The sequence below is a fragment of the Pigmentiphaga sp. YJ18 genome (assembly GCF_038066655.1).
GTDB lineage: Bacteria > Pseudomonadota > Gammaproteobacteria > Burkholderiales > Burkholderiaceae_B > Pigmentiphaga.
Map to the genome: position 1 here is coordinate 216,668 of NZ_JBBUKU010000001.1, position 21,786 is coordinate 238,453.

A 21,786-nucleotide genomic window follows, 5' to 3' on the forward strand; every position below is an offset into this window, starting at 1 on the left:
AAAACGATAAAGGAGAACACCATGTTCCATCCGACCCGTTTCCACGCCCTCGCGCCGCTCGCCGCGGCCCTGCTGGGACTGGCCGCCTTCGGCGCGCAGGCCCAGTCCGTCACCAGCATCGTCGTCGCCTTCCCGCCCGGGGGCCCCGCCGACTCGCTCGCGCGCGTCGTCGCCACCCAGCTCGAGAAAGAGCTCAAGCAGACCGTCGTCATCGAGAACAAGCCGGGCGGCAACGGCGCCATCGCCGCCAGCCAGGTGGCCCGCGCACGGCCCGACGGCCAGACGCTGTTCCTGAGCTCGGTGGGCGCGATCTCGATCAACCCCGCCCTGTACCCCAAGCTGATCTACGATCCCGCCAAGGACTTCGCGCCGGTCTCCCTGCTGGTTTCCACGCCCGAGGTACTGGTTGTCGGCCCGGACAGCGCCAGCAAGACCGCCAAGGACTTCGTCGCCCACGCCAAGTCGGCCAAGGGAGCCACCATGGCCTCGTCCGGCGTGGGCAGCATGCCCCACATGGCCATCGTGCAGCTCAAGCTCTCGACCAAGGCCAACATCCTGCACGTGCCCTACAAGGGCGCGGCGCCCGCCATCACCGACACCATAGGCGGACAGGTCGACGGTTTCATCGGCGACATCTCGGGCCTGATGTCCAACATCAAGGCGAACAAGGTCAAGGCGCTCGCCATCGCCGCACCCAAGCGCTCGCCGCTCCTGCCCGACGTCCCGACCTTCGACGAACTGGGCGTGCCCAACGTCTACGCCAACAACTGGTACGGCCTGTACGCGCCCAAGAAAACCCCGGCCGACAAGGTCGCCGCGTTGAACGCCGCGGTCCGCAAGGTGCTGGCCTCGCCCGAGCTGAAGGCCTATGCCGAATCGAGCGGGGTCGAGCTCTCGCCCACCACGCCCAAGGAGTTCGACGACCTGGGCCGCAAGGATGCCAAGAAGTGGGGCGACCTGATCCGGGCGGAAGGGATCAAGGCCGACGAGTAGGCCGCATTGAACTTGCCGCTGCGGCAGTCCTGACGCAGCCGGCCAGCCTTGCACGCAGCGCCTCGGCCAGTTCGTGCAGGGCTGGCAGCAATACGCTCCGTATGTGCCGGTTCGAGAACTCCTCGATGCTGTAGCTGACGTTGAGCACGAAGGTGCCCTCGTCCATGATCAGCGGCATCGCGGTCGATTCCGTGCCGTGGCCCCAGACCACGGAGCAATGGCCTTCGGCCTCGAAGCGCCTCAGGCTCGCCTCGATCTCGGCCGCCACGGCAGGCCAGTTGCGCTCATGGCGCGCCTTCAGGCGCAGCAGTTGCCCGGCGCGCTGGCGACGAGACAGGCTGGCCAGATACGCCCGGCCGACGGCATTCGTTTCCATCGGCCGGCGGTGCCCGGGTTCGATGCGCCGGGAAAGGCGCGAACGATCGCCGTGCGCCACGTGAAGATAGACCATGTCCAGTTCGTCCGGCACGGACAGGCCGACGTTGATGTGCTGCCTGGCACTCAGCGCCTGCATGAGGGGCACCGCTTCGTGCACGACCTGCGAGTCGAGCATGACCGCATGCGCAAGGCTAAGCACCGAGAACGACAGCCTGTAGGTCTGCAGGACCGGATCCTTCTTCAGAAAGCCGCCGTGCGCGAGCGTCTGCATCAGGCGGCTTACCGTGGCCTTGGGCAGGCCCGTTCGCTCGGCGACCTCGGCATTCCCCAAGGCGCCCAGACCAGGCCGGAAACAACGCAGAATGCACAGTCCCCGCTCGAGCGAGCGGTTCATCGACGCGCTCGTTTTCTCCTGCGCGGCCGCTTCGGTGTGGCTACGCGTGGCCCGCATCGCGGCCCGCCGACTCTCCATGGATAGCTCCCCTTCGTTGCACCGTGCCATTGAGCCCCAAGCGCGGCTTCCCAGCACGAGGCCAGCCCGCGCACCGTTCCGGCAAGTGGAATCGGGTCATTGAGAGGCCTTTCCAGCGCTGCCTATACTCCGCCCAAAACATCGACCGAGCAAACAAGGTCGAACCTCGCAACCGGACGGAGACCACGATGAAACGCCCGTACCTGACGGCCCTGGTGTTGCTTGCCCTGGGCCCCACCCTGCCGGCCCACGCCCAGCAGCCCTACCCGAACCGCCCCATCAAGGTCATCGTCGGCTACCCCGCCGGCGGCACGCTCGACGGTCCCGCGCGCATCGTCACCCAGACCATGTCGCGCCTGGCGGGCCAGTCGTTCGTCGTCGAGAACCGCCCCGGCGCGAGCGCCAACATCTCCGCGGAAATCGTCGCCAAGGCGCCGGCCGATGGCTATACCCTGCTGCTCAGCTCATCCTCGCTCTCGTCCTCCGGCGCCTTGTTCAAGAACCTCCCGTTCGAACCGACGAAGGATTTTCGCCACGTGGGCCGCTTCTGCACCCTTCCCACCGTTATCGTCGCGCGCAAGGACCTGCCGGCGAACACCCTGCAGGAAGTCGTCGATCTGGCGAAACAGAATCCGGGCAAGCTGACGTACGGCTCGCCGGGCACGGGGACCGGCGCCCACATGTCGGGGGAAGTGCTGAACCGCTATGCCGGCATCCGCATCACCCACATCCCGTTCAAGGGCTCCGCCCAGGCCCTGACCAATATCTCGGGCGGCCACATCGATCTCATGATAGGCGGCCTCTCGACCATCGAGGGTGCCATCAAGGGCAAGCTGGTCAAGGTCCTGGCGGTGACGAATCCTGAACCATCCCCCGACCTGGTGGACGCCCCGACCATCCAGCAGGCCTTGAAAGACTATCAAGCACCGCGCCAATACCAGTTTTCGACCTGGCTGGGGCTGTCCGCGCCGGCCGGCACGCCAGATGCCGTCATCGACCGGCTCCAGGCCTTGCTGCAGGCCGCGCTGCAAGACCCGAAGACCCGCCAGGAACTGACCGCCATCGGCGTCTCGCCCGGCTTTCTACCCGGCATCGCGCTGCGGGAACAGATCGACGAGGAAGTGCCTGCCTATGCAAAGGTCGTCAAGGAAATCGGCATTGCCTTCGACTGACATGGAAACTTCCTCCTGCGTGCAGGCCGATCTGTCCGGACCCGTCGCCACGCTGACCCTGAACCGGCCCGACCGGCTCAACGCGATGACCGTCGAGATGGACCGGCAATTGCGGGCCGCCTTCGACACCGCGAGCGGCTCGCCCCAATGCCGGGTCATCATCATACGAGGCGCGGGCCGGGGATTCTGCTCGGGCGCCGATCGCGACACTGCTGGAGGCACGCAATCACCGCTTTCCTGGCAGCCGTGTCCGGCTCGTCTCGCGGAGTTCCGCTTCGGCTACCTGCTCGAGTCGCCCAAACCCGTGATCGCCGCCATCCATGGCGCGGCGATAGGCGTGGGGCTCGTCCTTGCCGCGTGCTGCGACATCAGGCTGGCGACTTGCGACGCCAAGCTGGGCTTCCCGTATTCGCGGCTGGGGCTGGTCGCGGAATACGGCATCGCCCACCTGCTTCCCGCCTTGCTGGGCAGCGGCATCGCGCGCGAACTCCTGCTGTCGGGTCGCCTGTTCAGCGGCACCCAGGCACTCGACATGGGACTGGCCAGCCACGTCGCCGATGCCGACGCCTTCGACGCACTGGTGCGCGAGTACGCCGAAGACCTGGCGCGCAACTGCTCGCCTCGCTCGATGGCCGTCATCAAGAACCAGCTGCGCGACGCCGCCCAGCAGACATTCATCGAGTCGCTGCATCGCGCGAACCGCGAACTCGATGCCGCCAGGCAATCGTCCGACTACGCCGAGGCCCGCGCGGCCCGGCGCGACCGCCGTCCTCCCGCCTTCACCGGAGATTGATCCAGATGGACTTCATCGATATCGCGACGCGCGACGGCGTGGCGGTCCTGACGCTGAACGCGCCAGCCACCCGAAACGCGCTGAGCGGGCCGGAACACTATGCCGCGGTCGAAGCCGCATGCGCACGCGTCGGCGCCGACCGCGAAATCCGCGCCGTGATCCTGACCGGCGCCGGCAGCGCCTTCTGCGCCGGCGGCAACGTCAAGAACATGTGGCAGCGCATCTGCGCGCCCGGCGCCGTTGCCGCCGACGAACGCTACCGGTACAAGGAGGGCATCCACCGCATCGTCCAGGCCCTGTACGGACTCGAGGTCCCCACCATCGCGGCGATCAACGGCCCGGCCATTGGTGCCGGGCTGGACCTGGCGTGCATGTGCGACATCCGCCTGGCCAGCGATCGCGCCCGGTTCGCCGAGAGCTTCGTTAAGCTGGGCATCATTCCGGGCGATGGCGGAGCATGGCTGCTGCAGCGGATCGTCGGCCCCTCGCGCGCGGCCGAGATGATCTTCACCGGCGACACCATCGATCCCACCCAGGCCCTGGCCTGCGGACTGGTTTCCCAGGTACTCCCGGCTGACGGCCTGATGGAGGCAGCCTGGGACCTGGCCCGCCGCATCGCCGCCAACCCTCCGCACGCGCTGCGCATGGCCAAGCGCCTGCTGCGCGAATCACAGCATGCCCGGCTCGAATCGATACTGGAAATGTCCGCGGCATTCCAGGCGCTGGCGCATTTCACCCCCGATCACCACGAGCTCGTGCAACGGGCCGCCACCCGGAGCACGGCAACGTGACGACGGCCAATCTTCCGCTCGAAGGCATCACCGTCCTCGACCTCGGACAGGTGTACCAAGGGCCCTATTGTGGCTTTCTGCTTGCCACTGGCGGCGCGAGAGTCATCAAGATCGAGCCGCCCGGCGGTGATTCCGTGCGCAGCCGCGCCGACGCGCCCGGAGGCAACTCGCTGGCCTTCGCCATGCTGAACGCCAACAAGGAAGGCATGACCCTGGACCTGAAGACCCAGGCCGGCAGGGACCTGCTGCTGCGCATGGTGGATCGGGCGGACGTGCTGCTGGAAAACTTCGCGCCTGGCGTGATGGACAGGCTGGGCCTGGGCGCGGACGCCCTGTGCGCGCGCAACCGCCGGCTGATCTACGCCTCGGGCAGCGGCTACGGATCGACCGGCCCCTATCGCGACGTCCTGGCCATGGACCTCACCATCCAGGCGATCGGAGGCATGATGTCGGTGACCGGTTTCGCCGATGGCCCGCCGTTGAAGGCCGGCGCCGCCGTCAGCGACTTCCTGGGCGGAGCGCACCTGTACGGCGCCGTCGTGACTGCCCTGTTGCAGCGCGAGCGCACGGGCGAAGGCTGCGCGGTCGAGACCGCCATGTTCGACATGTGCTACCACACGCTGGCTTCCAATCTGAGCATGATGCACAAACAGGGGCGGCCCGCGCCTCGAACGGGCAACCGGCACGGCGGACTATCGGTGGTCCCCTACAACGTCTATCCGGCCCGGGACGGCCACGTCGCCATCATTTGCGTCAAGGACGCGCACTGGCGGAATCTGGCCCGCACCATGGACCGTCCGGAACTGGCGGACGATTCCCGCTATGCCAGCAACCGCGCACGCGCCGAGGCCATCGACGAAGTCGACGAACTCATCTCGTCGTGGTCCCGCCAGCACGGCAAGGAAGAAATTTTCCGGATCTCCCAGCGTAACCGTTTCCCGGCGGCGCCCGTCCGAGACCTGCGTGAACTGAGCGAAGATCCGCACCTGCACCAGCGAGGCGCACTGCATTACATGGACCATCCGGTGCTGGGACGGATCGCGCTGCCGCATTCGCCGCTGCGCTTCGTCCGGCAACACCAGTTGCCGCTATCGCCGAATCCCGCGCTGGGAGAGCACAACGCCAGCGTGCTGACGAACATGCTTCGCATGTCCGACGAGGATATCCGCAACTACGATCGCCTCGGAGCGTTCGGCTCCGCCTGACCGACACCAGGCAGGCTTGCTGCCCGCGGCAAGCCCACGTATCGTTGCTCCGCATCGCAGGCAAGGAGACGCGGGATGACGATAGGAACGACATGGCGCATGCTGGCCTGGGGCGGCTGCTTGGCCGCCAGCGCGGCTGCCGCCGAACCGCAGGCGATCGAAACAGAACTGGGCCCGGGCGCGCGCGCCGTCCGGGTGGTAGGCCAGCCCGGCGATTCCCCCTCGGCGCTGCGCGCCCGTCTCGACCAGCGCCTGGACGAACTGTGCCAGGGCCGGGTCTATGCCGTGTCCTACCAGGAAGGCCAATCCGTGCGACAGTGGCACGCAGCGGGCGGCTCGACCATGATGGCCGCCCCGGAAACCGTCGTTCCCTATGCCGATGCGCAGGCGGTGTGCGACCAGCAGCAAGACTGACCCGTCGAGACATTTCTGTCCACGGCGAGCTTTACCCGCACTTAGCCAGACTTTACGGCTCTGATCGCCCGCGATATTCGCCGGGACTATGAAGAAATCCGATACGTCGCCATCGGCTGCACGTTGCAGTGTTGATGGAAATCCCAACGGGCGTGCGCATCATCAGCCTGCGCAAGGCCAACTCTCGCGAGGTCCGAGCCTATGAGCAGAAACAAACGGCCGTTGACCGATGACTCCGGAGAAGCCCGGGAGCTTGGCGCGGAAGATCTGAAGCACTTCGGTTCCCCACACGAAGTTCTTCCCGAATCCCTGCGGGAGAAAATCGGCACCCGGCGGCGTGGTCCTCAAAAAACCCCGACCAAGGTTCCGGTCACCATCCGGCTTTCGCGCGAGGTCGTGGAACGCTTCAAGGCATCTGGCACGGGTTGGCAGACACGCGTCGATACCGCGCTGAAAGAATGGCTGGAGACGCACGAACCAGCGTGACCCCGCTTGGCCGCGAGAAGCCAGCCGGCCTTACACGCGCTTACACCCCCACGCCCCGCGCCGCGAAAGAATCGTGAAACGGCGGGTCCAACGGCAGGACCCCTGGGAGCAGGCATGGCCGTACACGAACCCGCGATGCCCGGCATCGCCCTCAACCGCTTCGGACTGGGCACGCGACCCGACGACACGGCGCCCGCCGACGGCAGGCAGTGGCTGCTGGAACAGCTTGGCCGCTACGAGCCTCGCCCGGCCGCCTGGGACCCCCTGCCGGCCTCCGGCGACCTGGTCCGGGACACCGTCGCCCGCCAGCGCGAAATACGCGACACGCCCTCGGACCAGCAGGCTCCCGCCCGCGAGGCCCTGCGCAAGGCGCAGCGCCAGCATTACCTGGATGCCATCGACATGCGCACGCTGTCGGCATTGGATGCGCCCACGCCCTTCGTCGAACGGCTGGTGCATTTCTGGGCCAATCACTTCGCCATCTCGGCCGAGAATCCCGCCGTCGCGATGCTGGCGGGCAGCTTCGAGGCCGACGCCATCCGCCCGCACGTGCTCGGCCGTTTCGAGGACATGGTGCTGGCGGTGGAGCGCCATCCGGCGATGCTGCTGTTCCTGAACCAGAATGCGTCGATCGGCCCCGGCAGCGTGGCCGCGACCCGCGCCACGCGGCGCAATCCGGCACAGCAGCGCGGGCTGAACGAAAACCTGGCGCGCGAGATCATGGAACTGCACACGCTGGGCGTGCGCAGCGGCTACGGCCAGGAAGACGTGACGGAGTTCGCGCGCGCCCTGACGGGCTGGTCGGTGGCCGGCCTGGGCGCGCCCGACACGCCCCGGCGCGGCGTCGAACTGGACCAAGGCACGGGCTACGCGTTCCAGGCCGAACGCCACGAGCCCGGCCCGCGCACAGTGCTCGGCCGCCGCTACGGCCAGGCCGGGCAGCAGCAGGCCGCCGCCATCATCCGCGATTTCGCGCGCGCCGATGCCACCGCGCGCCACGTGGCGACCAAGCTCGCCCGCCACTTCGTGGCCGACAACCCGCCGCCCGCGGTGGTCGAGCGGCTGGCCCGTGCCTACCGCGATCACGGCGGCGAACTGAAGCCGGTCTACCAGGCGCTGATCGCGTCCCCGGAGGCCTGGCGCCCCGCGCCCGCCAAGTTCAAGACGCCCTGGGAATGGCTGCTGTCCTCGCTGCGCGGGCTGGGCCGCACCGACCTGCAAGGCGTGCGGGTGGCGGCCCTGATGCAGCAGTTGGGCCAGCCGCTGTGGCGCCCCGGTTCGCCCGCCGGCTACGACGACGTGGCGGGCAGTTGGGCCGCCCCCGACGCCCTGATGCGGCGCGTGGAACTGGCGGGCCGCCTGGCCAGCCTGCCGGACGCCGGCATGGACGCGCGCCAGCTGGCGCCCCGGCTGCTGCCCGGACAACTGGGCGAGGCCACCGCCACGGCGCTGTCGCGCGCCGAATCCGGACGCACCGCGATGGCGCTGCTGTTGGTGTCGCCCGAGTTCCTGAGGAGATGAAGCCATGACCATCGCCCATCCCCGGCGCCGCTGGCTCCAGCAGGCCGCGCTTGCCGCGGCCGCCACGGCATTCGCGCCGCGCGTGCTGTTCGCGCGGGCCGAGACCGACCGGCGCTTCGTCTTCATCATCCAGCGCGGGGCGGCGGACGGCCTGAACACCGTGATTCCCTACGCGGACCCCGCCTATGCCGGGCTTCGGCGCGAACTGGCCATCGATCCCGCGCAGGCGATACGGCTGGACGGCAGCTTCGCCCTGCATCCCGCGCTGGCGGCCACCGGCGAACTCTACCGCGCCGGACAGGCGCTGTTCCTGCATGCCGTCGCGTCGCCTTACCGGGAACGTTCGCACTTCGACGGCCAGAACGTGCTGGAGACCGGCGGCACCCGCCCCTACCAGCGCAAGGACGGCTGGCTGAACCGGTTGCTGGGCATGCTGCCCGGCCTTAAAGATGCCGAGGCGATCGCCCTGGCGCCCACCGTTCCGCTGGCGCTGCGCGGCCAGGGGCGGGTTGCATCGTACGCGCCGTCCGCCCTGCCCGCGCCGCCGGACGACCTGCTGCTGCGCGTCCAGCAACTGTATGAGCCCGATGCCCAGTTGCATGCGCTGTGGGACGCCGCCCTGGAAGCGCGCGACATGGCGGGCCCCGGCCGGACCCGGCAGAATCCCGCCGAACTGGGCAAGCTGGCCGCCACGTTCCTGAAGCGCCCCGACGGTCCGCGCATCGCCATGGTGGAGACAGGCGGCTGGGATACCCATGCCGGCCAGAACGCCCGGCTGGCCGCGCAGTTGAAGAACCTCGACGCGCTGCTGGCCGCGTTGAAGGAACACCTGGGCGATGCCTGGACCCGGACCGTCGTCCTGGTCGCCACCGAGTTCGGCCGCACCGCCGCCGTCAACGGCACCGGCGGCACCGATCACGGTACGGGCTCCGCCGCCATGCTGGTCGGCGGCGCGGTCCGGGGCGGCCGCGTCATCGCCGACTGGCCGGGGCTGGGTCCGTCCCAGCTTCTGGAAGCGCGCGACCTGCGGCCCACCCTCGGCCTGCCCACGCTGATCGCCGCCACGGCCGCCGAGTGCTTCGCGCTGGACCCGGGGCGTACGCTGCAAACGCTGTATCCTGGACAGACGGCGGCAGGAAGGCTGCCGGGACTGCTGACGAGTTAGCCCCACCCATGCCCAAGGACCGCCCCGTCCCTTTCGCGCCACCCCGCCGGCAAGCCGCCGCGCCGCGCAACTCGCTGCTATGGATATTCGAGCCGCTGGAACGGGATGCCGGCTATTCCAGCAAGCGCATGTTCGGCTGCCTCGCCGCCTACCTGGACGACCTGCTGTGCCTGGTGGTGGCGGACCGGGGCGATCCCTGGAGCGGCCTGCTGGTGTGCACGTCCAAGGACCGGCACGCGGCGTTGATCGACGACGAGCCGGCGCTGCGGCCCCACGCGGTGCTGGGCAAGTGGCTGTACCTGCCCCAGGACCACGCGGAGTTCGAAACCACCGCGGCCAGGCTGGCAGAACTCGCCCAGGCGCGCGACCCGCGCCTGGGCGTTGCGCCCCAGCCACGTGCCCGGCGAACACGGCGGGGTACCTTGGGTTGACCGCTACGGCGGCGGGGACGTCCCTTAGCGCGCCCGACCTTCCTGTGCGCCGGCCTCGCCCCGGTCACGCGGCAGGCAAGCCAGCACCAGCAGCGAACACGCCCCGGCGCAGATGAAGGCAACGCCATAGCCCCCACCGGCCGAAACGAATATCGCGAACAGCGTGGGCGCGACCATGTTGGTCAGGTTGACCAGGATGCTGGACCCCGCGGCGGTTTCCGAAATCATGTGCGGCGGCGAACGGCGCGCCACTTCGGCGATCTGCACGCCGTTCCAGCTCGCGGCCGAGCATCCCGCCACGAACGCCAGCAGAAGCGCCGCCCATAGCGGCCACGCCGGACTGGTAAGACCCAGCAGCGCCGTCGTCACCGCCGACAGCACGGCCGCGATCGACAGCACCGCGGTGGCCGACCGCAGATAATCGGACAGCCAGCCCAGCGCGATACGGCCGATCACCCCGCCCGCCTGCATGACCGCGAAGACCATGCCGGCCCGCCCCAGGGAATAACCCAGCCCATCCACCAGATAGACCACGGTGAACGTGAACCAGCAGCTCTGGGATACGGCGAACAGGCTGCCGACGACGGAAATCTTCAGCAGGCCGCGGTTGTGCATCAGCGAGGCCAGGGGCACGCCCAGGGTACGCAGCGACCGCCACGTCGGCACGGGGAAGGAGCGGCCCGTGCGCTCGGGGATCTCGTCCAGGCCGGCGCTCAGCCGCCAGGTCAGCGCGATGGGCAGCAATACGACCACCGCGCAGGCCAGCAGAGCAATGCGCCAGCCCGCCAGCGCCACCACGGCGGGCACCAGCAGCCCCGCCATCACGCCGCCCAGCGGCACCCCGGCCTGCTTGATCGAGAACATCAGGTTGCGCTTGCCCGGCGGGGAGAATCTTTGCAGGACCTCGCTGCCAGCCGGGTTGGCGGCGCCATTGCTCAATCCCATGGCAAAACACGCGGCCAGCGCGACGCCCAGGCTGGGATACAGCAGGAACGCCAGGCAGACGGCCCCCAGCGACAGCGTCAGTTGCAGGGTGCGCATCCCGCCGACCTGCTTGAGCAGGGCGGAGCCCGCCAGCAGGATGGCCAGTCCCCCCATCGAATTGCTGGCGGTCAGGTAACCGATGGAACTGCCGCTCCAGCCGAACTCCGCGGACATGGCCGGCGCGATAATGGGAATGAGTCGGGTCAAAAACGACGAAATTGTCTGCAAAATGCAAATGGCCACTACAGGCATCAGCCAAGCCGGTGCGGTGCTTGTCATCGAGTCTCTTGCGTCGCGCTTGTCGGGGATGCCAGGGGAAAGCGGCGTCCCGCCCGGGTGATCCGGGGGTTTGCCTTTCATGATACCGCTAAGGTTCCTGACGATCTGCGTGGATCGCGGCGGTTGCCCAATTGCGGCAAACAGGGCAACATGGCCCACCACCGGGTCACAGGCTTTCGCCAGACCCATTTAGGAGCGAGCAGTTTGCCCAAGGAAGATTTGATCGAAATGCGTGGCGTGGTCAACGAGGTCTTGCCTGACTCACGGTTCCGGGTCACGCTGGAAAACGGCTTTGAAATCACGGCGTATTCCGGCGGAAAGATGCGTAAATTCAACATCCGCGTCCTGGCGGGCGACGACGTCACGCTAGAGATGTCCCCCTACGACATGACCAAGGGCCGCATCACGTTCCGCCATATCGCGGGACGTCCCGCCGCCGCCCCCGGCCCCAAGCCCCGGAAAAGGTAAAGCGGTCGTCCAAATGAAAACAGCTCCCGAGGGAGCTGTTGGCTTTCAGTCAGCCTGCTTGCGCAAGCTTAGAGCACCTTGATCTTGGTCGCGGCCGGGCCTTTCGCGCCCTGGCCGGGAATGAAGCTCACGCGCTGGTTCTCTTCGAGGGAGCGGTGGCCGCTGCCCTGGATTTCCGAAAAGTGCGCGAACAGATCCTTGCCGCCCGCGTCCGGCACGATGAAGCCGAAGCCCTTCTCGGAGTTGAACCACTTGACGATGCCTGTTTGTTCCATGTCATTTCCTTGGTGATAAAAAAAACGGATTTCCCGTCAACACACGACACTCAAGGAAGAAATGGGAACGACGAAGACCGCTATCGTGGACTTTGACTGACCTGGATTACGACTCTTGAAGGCCGTGGCTGGCGGACTATGGACTGGAAAGCTCGAGATGTCAAATCGGCTGTATCAGGAAGCTTTCCATCCAGGGGAAATGACAAGGCACTGGTGCCGGTGAAAGGAATCGAACCCTCGACCTTCTCATTACAAGTGAGCTGCTCTACCAACTGAGCTACACCGGCAGAAGGCGGGATTGTAATGGAAATCGATGTCCGTCACGCCGGGGCCGCGACGGCCAGCCGCGCCGGATCGCTGGACCAGGCGCTCCACGAGCCCGCGTACAGAGACGCCTTCACGCCCAGGTCCTGCACGGCGGCGATCCAGTACGCCGCCGCCACGCCCGACCCGCAATAGGCCACCACCGGCCGCTCGTCGTCGTCGAGCAGGCCGAGCTTGCGCGCCAGGGCCTGGCGCTGGGCGAAGGGCAGCAGGCGGCCGTTCGCATCCTGCCAGATGCCGGCGGGGCTGCTGACCGCGCCAGGCAGGTGGGACGGCTGCTTGCCGTCGCCCGCATAGGCCGCGGCTGTTCTGGCATCAAACAGGCGATATGCCGGAAGATCGGCGGCGATGGCGTCGGTTTCGATGGGAGACAGCTCAGGCGGGATCACCTGCCCGGGCAACGGCGCCGCGTCGCCGCCACGGGCGGCCCAGCCTGCCAGGCCGCCATCCAGGATGCGGACACGAGGCAGTCCGGCCCAGGTCAGCACCCACCACGCGCGCGCGGCGGCCGAGCCGTTGGCGGCGTCATAGACGACAATGTCGCCATCCGCACTCAGGCCGACCTCGGCTGTCCAGCGGCGGACCGCTTCCGGTGTCGGCAACGGCAGGCGGCCGAGGCCGGGATCGCCGGGCTCGGCGTAGTGCGTGGGCAGCGCGGTCTCGATGGATCCTGGAACGAGTTCGGCCGGCGCCGGGCCCGCATCGGGTGCGACATAGACCACGGCCACGTTTCCGGAAGCCAGGGCCGCCGCCAGATTTTCGGCGGAGATGAAGGGGGAATGCGTACCGGAAGCAGGAAGAATCGCGCTCATGAGGGTTCCTTGTGAAGGATCAGCGTTTGGTTTGGAGAAGGTCCCGGCCGGCCGACGGCGGCATCGCTAGCGTCATGGCCGCGCTGCCCAGGGCGACGGCGCCCAGGACGAGGTAGACCCAGGAATAGGCGGTATCGCCCGAGCCGGCCGCGGCCCCGCCCTGGAGCAGCAGCGCGGCCACGGCCACGCCCATGGCCACGGTCAGGTTCTGGATGGCCAAAAAGAAGCTGGTGGCGGCGGCCAGCCGGGGCCGCGCCACGTCGGCATAGGCTAGCGTGCCGTAGGCGTTCATCTGCAACGAGCGCGCCCAGCCGAAGCCGAATAGCATCGCCGCGTACACGGCCATGGCCTCGCGCGGCGGCACCCACCCCGCGGCCGCCAGGCAGCCCGCCGCCAGCGCGCCATGCAGGAACAACCCCTTGCGGTATCCGGTCCGGCGCAGGATCTTGCCGCTGAAGAACTTCATCGCGAAGCCTCCCACGGCCGGGATCAGCACGACCAGCCCCGCCTCGAGCGGGCTGTAGCCATCGCGCTGCTGCAAGGTCACGGGCAGCAGGAAGGGCACGCCGCCCACAGCGATGCGAAACACCGAGCCGCCCGCCATCGCATCGCGAAAGCTGCGCAGCGCCAGCAGGTCCAGGGCCAGCACGGGTTCGGCCGTGCGCCGCGCGTGCCGCACATAGGCCGCCACCAGCAGCACGCCGGCCGCCAGCGCCGCCACGGCCGGCCCGGTCCGGACCTGGGCCTCGGCCAGCGCCATCAGCCCCCACATCAGGCAGGCGAAGCCGATGCCGCTCAGCAGGGTGCCGCGCAGGTCGAACGCGCCCCCACCCCGGCCTTCGGTGGCGGGCAGGAAGCGCCGGACCAGCCATAGCGCGCCCAGGCACAGCGGCACGTTGATCCAGAAGATCCAGCGCCATCCCACGTAGGTCGTCAGCAGGCCGCCCAGGAACGGTCCGACCATGGGTGCGATCATGGCCAGCAGGATCACCAGCGCCATCGCCTCGACCAGTTCGTGCCTGGCGGCGGTGCGCAGCACGATCAGCCGGCCCACGGGCGCCATCAGGGCGCCCGCCATGCCTTGCACGAAGCGCAGCGCGATCAGGACCAGGGCGTTGGGCGCGAAGCCGCAGGCGATGGAACTGGCCAGGAACAGCCAGATCGCGCCGGCGAACACCCGCTTGTCGCCGTGGCGTTCGGCCAGCCTGCCGCTGAGCGGAATCAGGACGGTCAGCCCAAGCAGGTAGGCGGTAATGGTCGCGCTGAGCGTGACCGTATCCGAGCCCAGGTCCGCCGCCATGGCGGGCAGCGCCGATGCCACGCTGGTGGCGTCGAGCTGTTCGACAAAGAAGATGGACGAGACGATCCATGCGGTGCGCCGGGTCTGCGGCGACAGGCGCTCGGGCGGGGCAGCCGCCGCGGTGACTGCCGGGGGCATCAGGCCGCCCGGCGTACGCCGGCCGCATCGGCATCCGCCTCGGCCTCGCCCGCGATCAGCGCGCGCAGCGCCTGCCGGACCGCCTGCCGCTGCGCTGGCGTTTCCCATTGCGCGCGCGGGAATTCACCCACCACCCGTCCCGGTCGGTCGAACACCAGCACCCGGTCGGCCATGGACAACGCCTCGTCCAGCGAATGCGTGATCTGCAGCACGGTCTGCCCATGCGCCTTGGCGATGCGCTGGAAGTCGCCGCGCAGTGCGGCGGCGGTTACCTCGTCCAGCGCGCCGAAGGCCTCGTCGGCGATCATGACCTCGGGCTGGGTGATCAGCGCCCGCGCCAGCGCCACCCGCTGGCGCATGCCGCCCGACAGTTGCTGGGGATAGGCCTGCTCGTGGCCGGCCAGGCCGACCTTGTGCAGCAGTTCGATGGCCTGCGCCTCGGTGTCCGGCGAACGGGTGCGCAGGATCTCCAGCGGCACCAGCACGTTGTCGAGCGCCGTGCGCCACGGCAGCAGGCGATCGGTCTGGAACACGCAGCCTATCCGGCCACGCAGGCGGGTGAAGTCGCGCAGGGGATCGACCCCCAGCACCCGCACCCGGCCGCCCGAGGCCTGAGACAGGCCCAGGATCAGGTTGACCGCGGTCGACTTGCCGCAGCCCGTGCGGCCGACGATGCAGACGTGTTCGCCGGTGGACACGGAAAAACTCAGGTCGGCGATGGCCGGCGCGTGGCCCTTGCCGAACCGTTTCTCGACCTGGGCGAATGCGATGGCGTCAGGCATGGCTGCGTACTCCGTCATGGCCGCGATACGACAGGAAACGGCGTTCGAAGCCGCTCAGCGCCTGATTGCTCAGGATGACGAAAGCCACCAGCACGGCCGTCCAGACGATGGTCTGGTCCATGCGGAACATCTCCTGCGACACGCGCAACTGGTGGCCGATGCCGGTGATTCCGCCCAGCAGCTCGGCCATGATGGTGACGCGAGTGGCATTGCCGATATTGATCCGCCACACCGTCAGCAGCGACGGCAGGACCGCCGGCCACCACAGGATGCGCGCCCGCTGCCACGGCGTGGGCCGCATGGACTGCACCAGGTCCACCCAGTCGCGTGGGATGCCGCGCAGGGCGTCGCGGGCCTGGTAGAAGAACGCGGGCAGCGCCGACGTGACCACGACGAAGGCGATGCGCGCCTCGGCGTCGCGGAACCAGAGGATGGCGAAGATGACCCAGCACAGGGACGGAATGCCCTGCTTGAGCTCGACCAGCGGCACCAGGAAGCGCTCGACGTGGACGTTGCCGGCCACGGCCGCGCCAAGCAGGGACGACACCAGGAACGACGCCAGCAGGTACGCCCAGATGCGCCCGTAGGTGATGGCGATGGCGGACCAGCCTTCGGGCGAGGCCAGCAGGTCGCCCGCGGTGGCCGCTATTTGCGACAGCGAGGGAAAGAACATGGGGGTCGAATGATGCGACGCCCATTCCCACGCCCCCAGCATCAATGCAATGGCCAGCGCACCTTCCCACGGCACGGCCGGCCAGGACGGCAGTCCCGCGCCGCGCCGCCGCGCCGCCGTGTCAGGATCCGCGAGGCTATTCATTCCTTCCTTCCACGTCGAAGGCCGACACCAGCGAATCGAGTTCCGCATCCGTCAGCGGGCGCGGCAACTGGCCGCCCTCGGGCAGCAGCTTCTGGGTCAGCAATGCCACCGTCTTGATGTGCCGGCGCAGGGGCTCGATACGGGTCAGGTCGCGATAACGCTCCAGCACGCCTTGCAGCGCGCCCACCTCGACCTGCGCGTCCTTGGACACGAGGCGGGCGGCTTCGGCCGGCTTTTGCCGGATGAACTCCGCCGCTTCCCGGTTGGCCGCGTAGAACTTGCGGATCAACGCCTGGTTGGAGGCCTGGGCGATCCACGGCGACGCCACGCCCAGCGTGATGGACGGCACGAAATCCGTGCCCGATGCCTTCTGCCAGACGGCCTTGTCGAACACCGGCAGTGCGTGCAGCGCCCCCTTGCCCTGCGCGACCGCGGCGGCGCCCTCGGTGGGATTGACCAGCAGCGCGTCGACGCGCCCGAGCTGCAACTCGGCCAGCCCGGCGGCGCCGCGCGCGCTCGAGGACTTGATCGTGACCTTGCCCAGATCCACGCCCCGGGCCTGCAGGAACCACTTCGACAACGCCCAGCTTCCCGTGATGGTGTCGGTTTGCACCACCTTGCCCTGGAGCTGCTTGACGTCCGTGATCGCGGGATCGCGGATGACGATGTCGGACTCGAAGTTGAAGATATTCCACAACAACGTGAAATCGGCGCCCTGCTGCTTGAAGCGGCTGACCGCGGCGATCGCGGCGCAAAAGCAGACCGGGTCCCGGCCCGTGGCGAAATCGGTATAGGCTACGTTGGAAGGCTTGGGCGTAACGGTCAGTTCGAACCCGTGCTTGCGGTCCAGCCCCAGCCGCTGGATCAGCACCGGTATCCATATGCTTTGCGAAGGCGGCGAAAACACCGTGACCGCCAGCTTGGGCAGCGGCTCGGCCGCCTGGGCGACGGATACCGTAGCGTTCAACGCCAGCCCCACGGCCAGCGTGGTGCCGGCCCTGCGGAACAGCTCTTTCAGGTTTTTCATGGCTATCAATCCAGCACCGCGCGATGCAGCACGCGGCCTTGTCCCGCGTAGTTGAAGATGCCCCGATGCTGGACGATGCGGTTGTCCCAGATCAGCGCCGCGCCGGTCTCCCAGCGATACTCGGTGCAGACTTCGGGCGACTTGATGAACTCGAACACGATGCCCAGCAGATGGTCGCTGACCAGCCGGGGCACGCCCAGCACCCGCTGCGCATAGAGTTCGCAGGCGAAAAGCTGGCGGGCGCCGGTTTCCGGATGCACCCGCACCAGCGGTACCTCCAGCGGCGGCGTGTCGAGCCGCGCCTGGGCCAGCCGCTCCGGATCGCCGTAGGACATGGACACCAGCCCCATCTGGTCGGCGTTGTGCAGAATGGTCAGCGTGTCCAGATAGGCCGCGAAGCGCGGGTCGAGCAGCCGGTAGGCCGCCGTGGCATTCGAGAACAGCGTCCCGCCCCCGTGCCGAGGCGCTTGCACGGCGTACAGGGCCGTGAATTTCTGCGGACGCTCACGATAGGCCTGGTCGATGTGCCAGATGTAGTTGGTGCGCGTCTTCTTGCGCGCCGAGTCGATGGCGTTGGCCTCGCCGCCCACGCGCGGCGCCTGCGGATTGCCGGCGAACCGGGGCGCGCCGAACAGTGCCGCGAACTGTTCGAAGTCACCCGCCGCGACCGATCCCGGCTCGAACGACAGGAAACCGTACTCCAGCAGGGAGCGGTAAAGGAAGGCCTGGATTTCGTCCGGTGTCCGGACCTCGGGCTGGAAGCGGAATCCCTGGACCAGGCCGCCCACGATGGGGGAATAGGGCTGGATGCGGATTTCGCCCAGGCGCGTCTCGTCGTAGCGATAAAGCTCGGGGTCGAGGATGCGGGGCTGGTGCAGCTCGGTGTCCGCGGGCCGATGCAGCGGTTTGAGCAATGCGTTCATCGTCATTCGTCTCGCGAAAGAGAACCAGAATAACGACGGCCGCCGCGCCCGCTAACGAATGTTTCCGAGTTTCGTTATGCGTCGCGTGAAAGCGGAAGAGCGCAGGCGGGGCAGTTGCCCCGCCGGCTCGGGGAAGGACTTACTTGATGACGGTCAGCTTCGGCCGGCCGCGATCGGGGCCGCCCGAAGGCGCGGGATCCGTATCCTCCGGACCCTCGTCGGACGAGGCCGACGGCGTTTCGCCCGCCGGCACGGCGGACAGTTGCGGACGAGGCGCCGACACGTTCTCTTGCGGCTCGGCGGCGGCCGCATCGTCGACCACCGGGCTGTCTGGCGCGACGCCCGTGCCCGCCGCCGCGGACGGTCCGGCCTCGAAAGCCATGCCATGTCCGGTCTCGCGCGCGTAGATGGCCGTGACCGCATCCACCGGAACGGAAATCTGCCGCGCCACGCCGCCGAAGCGCGCCTGGAACTCGATGAACTCGTTGCCCAGTTGCAGCTTGTGGGTAGCCAGCCTGCCGACGTTCAGGACGATCTCGCCGTTCTTGACATGCTCGCGCGGCACCACCACCCGCTCGTCGACGGTTACCGCCAGGTGGGGCGTATAGCCGTTGTCGGTGCACCACTCGTGCAGTGCGCGGATCAGGTAAGGCTTGGTGGAGATTTCACTCATGGTTGCATCCCTCGCGCGGCATGCCGCGGCTGGCGGACGGCCCGGACAATAAGGGCCGCCCCACGGGGCCGGCGGATGATCCGTGCGCTGCGCATCAGCGGCGCATGACCTTTTCGGACGGCGTCAGCGCCTCGATGTACGCCGGCCGCGAGAAGATGCGCTCGGCATACTTCTGCAACGGGGCGGCGTTCTTCGGCAGCTCGATGCCATAGTGGTCCAGGCGCCAGAGCAGCGGTGCGATCGCCACGTCCAGCATCGAGAACTCTTCGCCAAGCATAAACTTGTTTTTCAGGAAGATAGGCGCGAGCTGCGAAAGGCGGTCGCGGATCTGCTGGCGCGCCTGCTCGAGCGCCTTCTCGTCGGCGCGGCTTTCCCGGGCCTCCAGCGTGCCGACGTGCAAGAACAGTTCCTTCTCGAAATTGAACAGGAACAGCCGCGCACGGGCGCGCATCACCGGATCGGCGGGCATCAGCTGCGGATGCGGGAAGCGCTCGTCGATGTACTCGTTGATGATGTTCGACTCGTACAGCACCAGATCGCGCTCGACCAGGATGGGCACCTGGCCGTACGGGTTCATGACGGCGATGTCCTCGGGTTTGTTGTAGAGGTCGACGTCGCGGATTTCGAAATCCATGCCCTTTTCGAACAACACGAAACGGCAGCGTTGGGAGAACGGACACGTGGTTCCGGAGTAAAGCACCATCATGGCGGGGCCTCCGAGAGGGTATGTAAAAACGTTAAAGGGCCAGCCATCCAAAAGGATGCTGGCCCCGGACAGGTAGTTCGAGAACTACTTGACGTCCTTCCAGTACACGGCGTTCAGGCGCCAGGTGATGACCGTGAAGAAAGCCAGGAAAATCAGCACCCACACCCCCAGTCGCACGCGATGCTGCTGCACGGGCTCGGCCATCCACGACATGAACGCGACCAGATCGGCCACGTCGTTGTCGTACGCCTGCACCCGGGCCGGATCCTTGGCCGTGAAACGCGTTTCCATCGTTTCGTGGCCGTGGTAGTCGGCGACCGGCTCATGCTTGACGGTAGCAGCGCCGTTCACGTCGTAAGTCGTCGTGACACGCTCCCAACCGTGTTCGCCTTCGCCCCGGTGCATGGCGACGGTGGTGAGTTCGCGCGGACCCTGGCGTTCCCACAGCACATGGGGCATGCCCACACTGGGAAAGACCAGGTTGTTCCAGCCCGTGGGCCGGGTATCGTCGCGGTAGAACGTACGCAGGTAGGTGTAGAGGTAATCGGCGCCCGACGGTCCGGCGTTGACGGATTTCGCCCGGGCAATGACCGACAGGTCGGGAGGCGCGGCGCCGAACCATTCCTTCGCCTCTTTGGCGCTCATGGCAACGGTCATCATGTCGCCGACTTTACCGTCCGAGAACAGGAGGTTGTCCTTGATCTGTTCGTCGGTCAGGCCGATGTCCTTGAGCCGATTGTACCGCATGGCCGAAGCGGCATGGCAGTTGAGGCAATAGTTGACGAACAGTTTGGCCCCGTTTTGCAGGGCAGGCAGGTCGTTCAGGCGCGTGGGCGCCTTCTCCAGGTGATACCCGCCTTCGGCTGCCTGCACCCCAGTGCAGGCCAGCATCAGAATCAGTAGACCGAGCAGCTTCTTCATCGTGATATCCGTAGTCTGTCAGGCCGGCGCAACCGCCTCCGGCCCGTTGAACATCCTCAGTGGGCGGAGAAAGTGACGCGTTCGGGCACAGGCTTGAACGTGCCGAGCCGGCTCCAGAACGGCATCAACAGGAAGAAGCCCAGGTAGAGGACCGTACCGATCTGCGACATCAGGTTGAAGACCTCGGTGGGCGCCTGCGTGCCCAGGTAGCCCAGCACCAGGAAGTTGACGATGAAGATGCCGTAGATCCACTTGTGCCAGCCCGGACGATAGCGGATGGACTTGACGGGCGAATGGTCGAGCCAGGGCAGGAAGAACAGGATGACCACCGCGCCGCCCATCGTCAGCACGCCCCAGAACTTGGCGTCCCAGACGCGCAGCAGGACGGCGATGGCCAGCAGCACCACGACGATGGCGATCTTGGCGACGCCACTGACACGGCTCTTGAGCAGGAACCACACCGCCGCCGCGACCGCGGCGAACGCCAGCACCCAGGTGAAGTCGTCGGTGCAGGCACGCAGCATCGAGTAGAACGGCGTGAAGTACCAGACCGGCGCGATGTGCGGCGGGGTCTTCAGCGGGTCGGCCGGGATGAAGTTGTTGTATTCCAGGAAGTAGCCGCCCATCTCCGGCGCAAAGAACACGATCGCGCTGAAGATCATCAGGAAGATGGCCACGCCGAACAGGTCATGCACGGAGTAGTAGGGATGGAACGGAATGCCGTCGAGCGGGATGCCGTTGGCGTCCTTCTTGGCCTTGATCTCGACGCCGTCGGGGTTGTTGGAGCCGACTTCGTGCAGCGCGATGACGTGCGCGACGACCAGGCCCAGCAGCACCAGCGGTACGGCGATGACGTGGAACGAGAAGAAGCGGTTCAGGGTCGCGTCCGAGACGACGTAGTCGCCGCGGATCAGGATCGCCAGGTCGGGGCCGACGAACGGGATGGCCGAGAACAGGTTCACGATGACCTGGGCGCCCCAGTAGGACATCTGGCCCCAGGGCAGCAGGTAGCCCATGAAGGCTTCGGCCATCAGGCACAGGAAAATCGCCACGCCGAAGATCCAGACCAGTTCGCGCGGCTTGCGGTACGAGCCGTAGAACAGCCCGCGCAGCATGTGCAGGTACACCACGACGAAGAACATCGAGGCGCCGGTGGAGTGCATGTACCGGACGAGCCAGCCCCACGGCACTTCCCGCATGATGTATTCGACCGACTGGAACGCGCGTTCGGCGTCGGGCTTGTAGTGCATGACCAGGAAAATCCCGGTCACGATCTGGATGACCAGCACCAGGAGCGCCAGCGAGCCGAAGAAATACCAGAAATTGAAGTTCTTCGGTGCGTAGTACTCGGACAGGTGCGCTTTCCAGGTCGAGGTGAGCGGAAAGCGGGCGTCGATCCAGCCCAGAAGGCCAGTTGTCTCGACATTCTTCTCGCCAGCCATGGCTGCTGCTCCTTTTGCTCGGCGGGTTCGGCGCTGCGCTGCTTGGTGCCGCAACGCCGACGTGTTTCTATGGCTACGTTTGACAGGAGGACGC

24 protein-coding genes and 1 tRNA gene are annotated in these 21,786 nt (G+C 67.3%); 11 read left to right on the top strand and 14 right to left on the bottom strand.

All coding sequences use genetic code 11. From position 1 onward, the window contains the following. Positions 1-21 precede the first annotated feature (21 nt). The gene (locus WKR98_RS01070; RefSeq protein WP_341431787.1) at positions 22-993 is read left to right on the top strand and encodes a Bug family tripartite tricarboxylate transporter substrate binding protein; all 972 of its coding nucleotides are present in this window, start codon (positions 22-24) and stop codon (positions 991-993) included. Here the strand turns inward: WKR98_RS01070 and WKR98_RS01075 are convergent. Beyond that, entirely contained in the window at positions 977-1,843 is an 867-nt protein-coding gene (locus WKR98_RS01075) for an IclR family transcriptional regulator (RefSeq protein WP_161567955.1), read from the bottom strand. The genes WKR98_RS01070 and WKR98_RS01075 overlap by 17 nt on opposite strands. 188 nt (positions 1,844-2,031) lie before the next feature. Here WKR98_RS01075 and WKR98_RS01080 point away from each other — a divergent pair, with 188 nt between their 5' ends. From WKR98_RS01080 to WKR98_RS01120, 9 genes are all read left to right on the top strand, one after another. Continuing rightward, entirely contained in the window at positions 2,032-3,015 is a 984-nt protein-coding gene (locus tag WKR98_RS01080) for a Bug family tripartite tricarboxylate transporter substrate binding protein (RefSeq protein ID WP_124691455.1), read from the top strand. A gap of 1 nt (position 3,016) precedes the next feature. After that, the gene (locus WKR98_RS01085; RefSeq protein WP_341431788.1) at positions 3,017-3,808 is read left to right on the top strand and encodes an enoyl-CoA hydratase-related protein; all 792 of its coding nucleotides are present in this window, start codon (positions 3,017-3,019) and stop codon (positions 3,806-3,808) included. Between the two features lie 5 nt (positions 3,809-3,813). Further along, positions 3,814-4,599: a crotonase/enoyl-CoA hydratase family protein gene (locus WKR98_RS01090; RefSeq protein ID WP_341431789.1), complete on the top strand. Its 786-nt coding sequence runs from the start codon at positions 3,814-3,816 to the stop codon at positions 4,597-4,599. Beyond that, on the top strand, positions 4,596-5,804 hold the full coding sequence (locus WKR98_RS01095) for a CaiB/BaiF CoA transferase family protein (protein WP_341431790.1): 1,209 nt from the start codon (positions 4,596-4,598) through the stop codon (positions 5,802-5,804). The genes WKR98_RS01090 and WKR98_RS01095 overlap by 4 nt, the downstream gene beginning before the upstream one ends. Positions 5,805-5,879: 75 nt before the next feature. After that, on the top strand, positions 5,880-6,218 hold the full coding sequence (locus WKR98_RS01100) for a hypothetical protein (protein WP_341431791.1): 339 nt from the start codon (positions 5,880-5,882) through the stop codon (positions 6,216-6,218). Between the two features lie 201 nt (positions 6,219-6,419). Then, complete coding sequence (locus WKR98_RS01105) at positions 6,420-6,704, top strand: BrnA antitoxin family protein (RefSeq protein ID WP_341431792.1); 285 nt, start codon at positions 6,420-6,422, stop codon at positions 6,702-6,704. Positions 6,705-6,818: 114 nt separating this feature from the next. Continuing rightward, on the top strand, positions 6,819-8,225 hold the full coding sequence (locus tag WKR98_RS01110; RefSeq protein ID WP_341431793.1) for a DUF1800 domain-containing protein: 1,407 nt from the start codon (positions 6,819-6,821) through the stop codon (positions 8,223-8,225). A 4-nt stretch (positions 8,226-8,229) separates the two neighbouring features. After that, positions 8,230-9,390, top strand: coding sequence for a DUF1501 domain-containing protein (locus tag WKR98_RS01115; RefSeq protein ID WP_341431794.1), 1,161 nt, complete (start codon positions 8,230-8,232; stop codon positions 9,388-9,390). Positions 9,391-9,398: 8 nt separating this feature from the next. Continuing rightward, positions 9,399-9,821: a hypothetical protein gene (locus tag WKR98_RS01120; protein ID WP_341431795.1), complete on the top strand. Its 423-nt coding sequence runs from the start codon at positions 9,399-9,401 to the stop codon at positions 9,819-9,821. A 24-nt stretch (positions 9,822-9,845) separates the two neighbouring features. Here WKR98_RS01120 and WKR98_RS01125 read toward each other — a convergent pair whose 3' ends face one another. Beyond that, positions 9,846-11,084, bottom strand: coding sequence for an MFS transporter (locus WKR98_RS01125; protein ID WP_124691464.1), 1,239 nt, complete (start codon positions 11,082-11,084; stop codon positions 9,846-9,848). A gap of 204 nt (positions 11,085-11,288) precedes the next feature. Between WKR98_RS01125 and infA the strand changes: the two genes are divergently transcribed. After that, the gene (gene infA, locus WKR98_RS01130) at positions 11,289-11,552 is read left to right on the top strand and encodes a translation initiation factor IF-1 (RefSeq protein WP_124691465.1); all 264 of its coding nucleotides are present in this window, start codon (positions 11,289-11,291) and stop codon (positions 11,550-11,552) included. Between the two features lie 68 nt (positions 11,553-11,620). Here the strand turns inward: infA and WKR98_RS01135 are convergent, their stop codons facing one another. The 12 genes from WKR98_RS01135 to WKR98_RS01190 all read right to left on the bottom strand — a co-directional run bounded on the left by WKR98_RS01135 (position 11,621) and on the right by WKR98_RS01190 (position 21,692). Further along, positions 11,621-11,827, bottom strand: coding sequence for a cold-shock protein (locus tag WKR98_RS01135; RefSeq protein WP_124691466.1), 207 nt, complete (start codon positions 11,825-11,827; stop codon positions 11,621-11,623). 211 nt (positions 11,828-12,038) lie between these two features. Then, positions 12,039-12,114, bottom strand: a tRNA-Thr gene (locus WKR98_RS01140). A 33-nt stretch (positions 12,115-12,147) separates the two neighbouring features. Beyond that, positions 12,148-12,963 (bottom strand): sulfurtransferase, encoded by an 816-nt coding sequence (locus WKR98_RS01145; RefSeq protein ID WP_341431796.1) that lies wholly within the window; start codon positions 12,961-12,963, stop codon positions 12,148-12,150. A 19-nt stretch (positions 12,964-12,982) separates the two neighbouring features. Continuing rightward, positions 12,983-14,401 carry an MFS transporter gene (locus WKR98_RS01150; RefSeq protein ID WP_341431797.1) on the bottom strand — a complete coding sequence of 473 codons (1,419 nt, stop codon included), beginning with the start codon at positions 14,399-14,401 and terminating at the stop codon, positions 12,983-12,985. After that, positions 14,401-15,183: an ABC transporter ATP-binding protein gene (locus WKR98_RS01155; RefSeq protein WP_341431798.1), complete on the bottom strand. Its 783-nt coding sequence runs from the start codon at positions 15,181-15,183 to the stop codon at positions 14,401-14,403. Before WKR98_RS01155 ends, WKR98_RS01150 begins: the two co-directional genes overlap by 1 nt. After that, positions 15,176-16,000: an ABC transporter permease gene (locus WKR98_RS01160; protein ID WP_161567964.1), complete on the bottom strand. Its 825-nt coding sequence runs from the start codon at positions 15,998-16,000 to the stop codon at positions 15,176-15,178. Before WKR98_RS01160 ends, WKR98_RS01155 begins: the two co-directional genes overlap by 8 nt. Next, positions 15,993-17,027, bottom strand: coding sequence for an ABC transporter substrate-binding protein (locus WKR98_RS01165; protein ID WP_341431800.1), 1,035 nt, complete (start codon positions 17,025-17,027; stop codon positions 15,993-15,995). Before WKR98_RS01165 ends, WKR98_RS01160 begins: the two co-directional genes overlap by 8 nt. Before the next feature lie 5 nt (positions 17,028-17,032). Beyond that, complete coding sequence (locus WKR98_RS01170) at positions 17,033-17,950, bottom strand: TauD/TfdA dioxygenase family protein (protein WP_161567965.1); 918 nt, start codon at positions 17,948-17,950, stop codon at positions 17,033-17,035. A 139-nt stretch (positions 17,951-18,089) separates the two neighbouring features. Next, positions 18,090-18,623, bottom strand: coding sequence for a ClpXP protease specificity-enhancing factor (locus WKR98_RS01175; protein ID WP_124691488.1), 534 nt, complete (start codon positions 18,621-18,623; stop codon positions 18,090-18,092). 94 nt (positions 18,624-18,717) lie between these two features. After that, positions 18,718-19,329 (bottom strand): glutathione S-transferase N-terminal domain-containing protein, encoded by a 612-nt coding sequence (locus WKR98_RS01180; protein WP_124691489.1) that lies wholly within the window; start codon positions 19,327-19,329, stop codon positions 18,718-18,720. Between the two features lie 84 nt (positions 19,330-19,413). Next, on the bottom strand, positions 19,414-20,256 hold the full coding sequence (locus tag WKR98_RS01185; RefSeq protein WP_192901847.1) for a cytochrome c1: 843 nt from the start codon (positions 20,254-20,256) through the stop codon (positions 19,414-19,416). Between the two features lie 50 nt (positions 20,257-20,306). Beyond that, positions 20,307-21,692 carry a cytochrome b gene (locus WKR98_RS01190; protein WP_124691491.1) on the bottom strand — a complete coding sequence of 462 codons (1,386 nt, stop codon included), beginning with the start codon at positions 21,690-21,692 and terminating at the stop codon, positions 20,307-20,309. Positions 21,693-21,786 lie beyond the last annotated feature (94 nt).

Excerpts from the sequence above, each read along its gene's own strand:
- WKR98_RS01150 (WP_341431797.1), bottom strand. The coding sequence starts at position 14,401 with ATGCCCCCGGCAGTCACCGCGGCGGCTGCCCCGCCCGAGCGCCTGTCG.
- WKR98_RS01125 (WP_124691464.1), bottom strand. The coding sequence starts at position 11,084 with ATGACAAGCACCGCACCGGCTTGGCTGATGCCTGTAGTGGCCATTTGC.
- WKR98_RS01155 (WP_341431798.1), bottom strand. The coding sequence starts at position 15,183 with ATGCCTGACGCCATCGCATTCGCCCAGGTCGAGAAACGGTTCGGCAAG.
- WKR98_RS01190 (WP_124691491.1), bottom strand. The coding sequence starts at position 21,692 with ATGGCTGGCGAGAAGAATGTCGAGACAACTGGCCTTCTGGGCTGGATC.
- WKR98_RS01135 (WP_124691466.1), bottom strand. The coding sequence starts at position 11,827 with ATGGAACAAACAGGCATCGTCAAGTGGTTCAACTCCGAGAAGGGCTTC.
- WKR98_RS01080 (WP_124691455.1), top strand. The coding sequence starts at position 2,032 with ATGAAACGCCCGTACCTGACGGCCCTGGTGTTGCTTGCCCTGGGCCCC.
- WKR98_RS01175 (WP_124691488.1), bottom strand. The coding sequence starts at position 18,623 with ATGAGTGAAATCTCCACCAAGCCTTACCTGATCCGCGCACTGCACGAG.
- WKR98_RS01100 (WP_341431791.1), top strand. The coding sequence starts at position 5,880 with ATGACGATAGGAACGACATGGCGCATGCTGGCCTGGGGCGGCTGCTTG.
- WKR98_RS01105 (WP_341431792.1), top strand. The coding sequence starts at position 6,420 with ATGAGCAGAAACAAACGGCCGTTGACCGATGACTCCGGAGAAGCCCGG.
- WKR98_RS01120 (WP_341431795.1), top strand. The coding sequence starts at position 9,399 with ATGCCCAAGGACCGCCCCGTCCCTTTCGCGCCACCCCGCCGGCAAGCC.
- WKR98_RS01180 (WP_124691489.1), bottom strand. The coding sequence starts at position 19,329 with ATGATGGTGCTTTACTCCGGAACCACGTGTCCGTTCTCCCAACGCTGC.
- WKR98_RS01075 (WP_161567955.1), bottom strand. The coding sequence starts at position 1,843 with ATGGAGAGTCGGCGGGCCGCGATGCGGGCCACGCGTAGCCACACCGAA.
- WKR98_RS01170 (WP_161567965.1), bottom strand. The coding sequence starts at position 17,950 with ATGAACGCATTGCTCAAACCGCTGCATCGGCCCGCGGACACCGAGCTG.
- WKR98_RS01160 (WP_161567964.1), bottom strand. The coding sequence starts at position 16,000 with ATGAATAGCCTCGCGGATCCTGACACGGCGGCGCGGCGGCGCGGCGCG.
- WKR98_RS01070 (WP_341431787.1), top strand. The coding sequence starts at position 22 with ATGTTCCATCCGACCCGTTTCCACGCCCTCGCGCCGCTCGCCGCGGCC.
- WKR98_RS01090 (WP_341431789.1), top strand. The coding sequence starts at position 3,814 with ATGGACTTCATCGATATCGCGACGCGCGACGGCGTGGCGGTCCTGACG.
- WKR98_RS01115 (WP_341431794.1), top strand. The coding sequence starts at position 8,230 with ATGACCATCGCCCATCCCCGGCGCCGCTGGCTCCAGCAGGCCGCGCTT.
- WKR98_RS01110 (WP_341431793.1), top strand. The coding sequence starts at position 6,819 with ATGGCCGTACACGAACCCGCGATGCCCGGCATCGCCCTCAACCGCTTC.
- WKR98_RS01165 (WP_341431800.1), bottom strand. The coding sequence starts at position 17,027 with ATGAAAAACCTGAAAGAGCTGTTCCGCAGGGCCGGCACCACGCTGGCC.
- WKR98_RS01085 (WP_341431788.1), top strand. The coding sequence starts at position 3,017 with ATGGAAACTTCCTCCTGCGTGCAGGCCGATCTGTCCGGACCCGTCGCC.
- WKR98_RS01145 (WP_341431796.1), bottom strand. The coding sequence starts at position 12,963 with ATGAGCGCGATTCTTCCTGCTTCCGGTACGCATTCCCCCTTCATCTCC.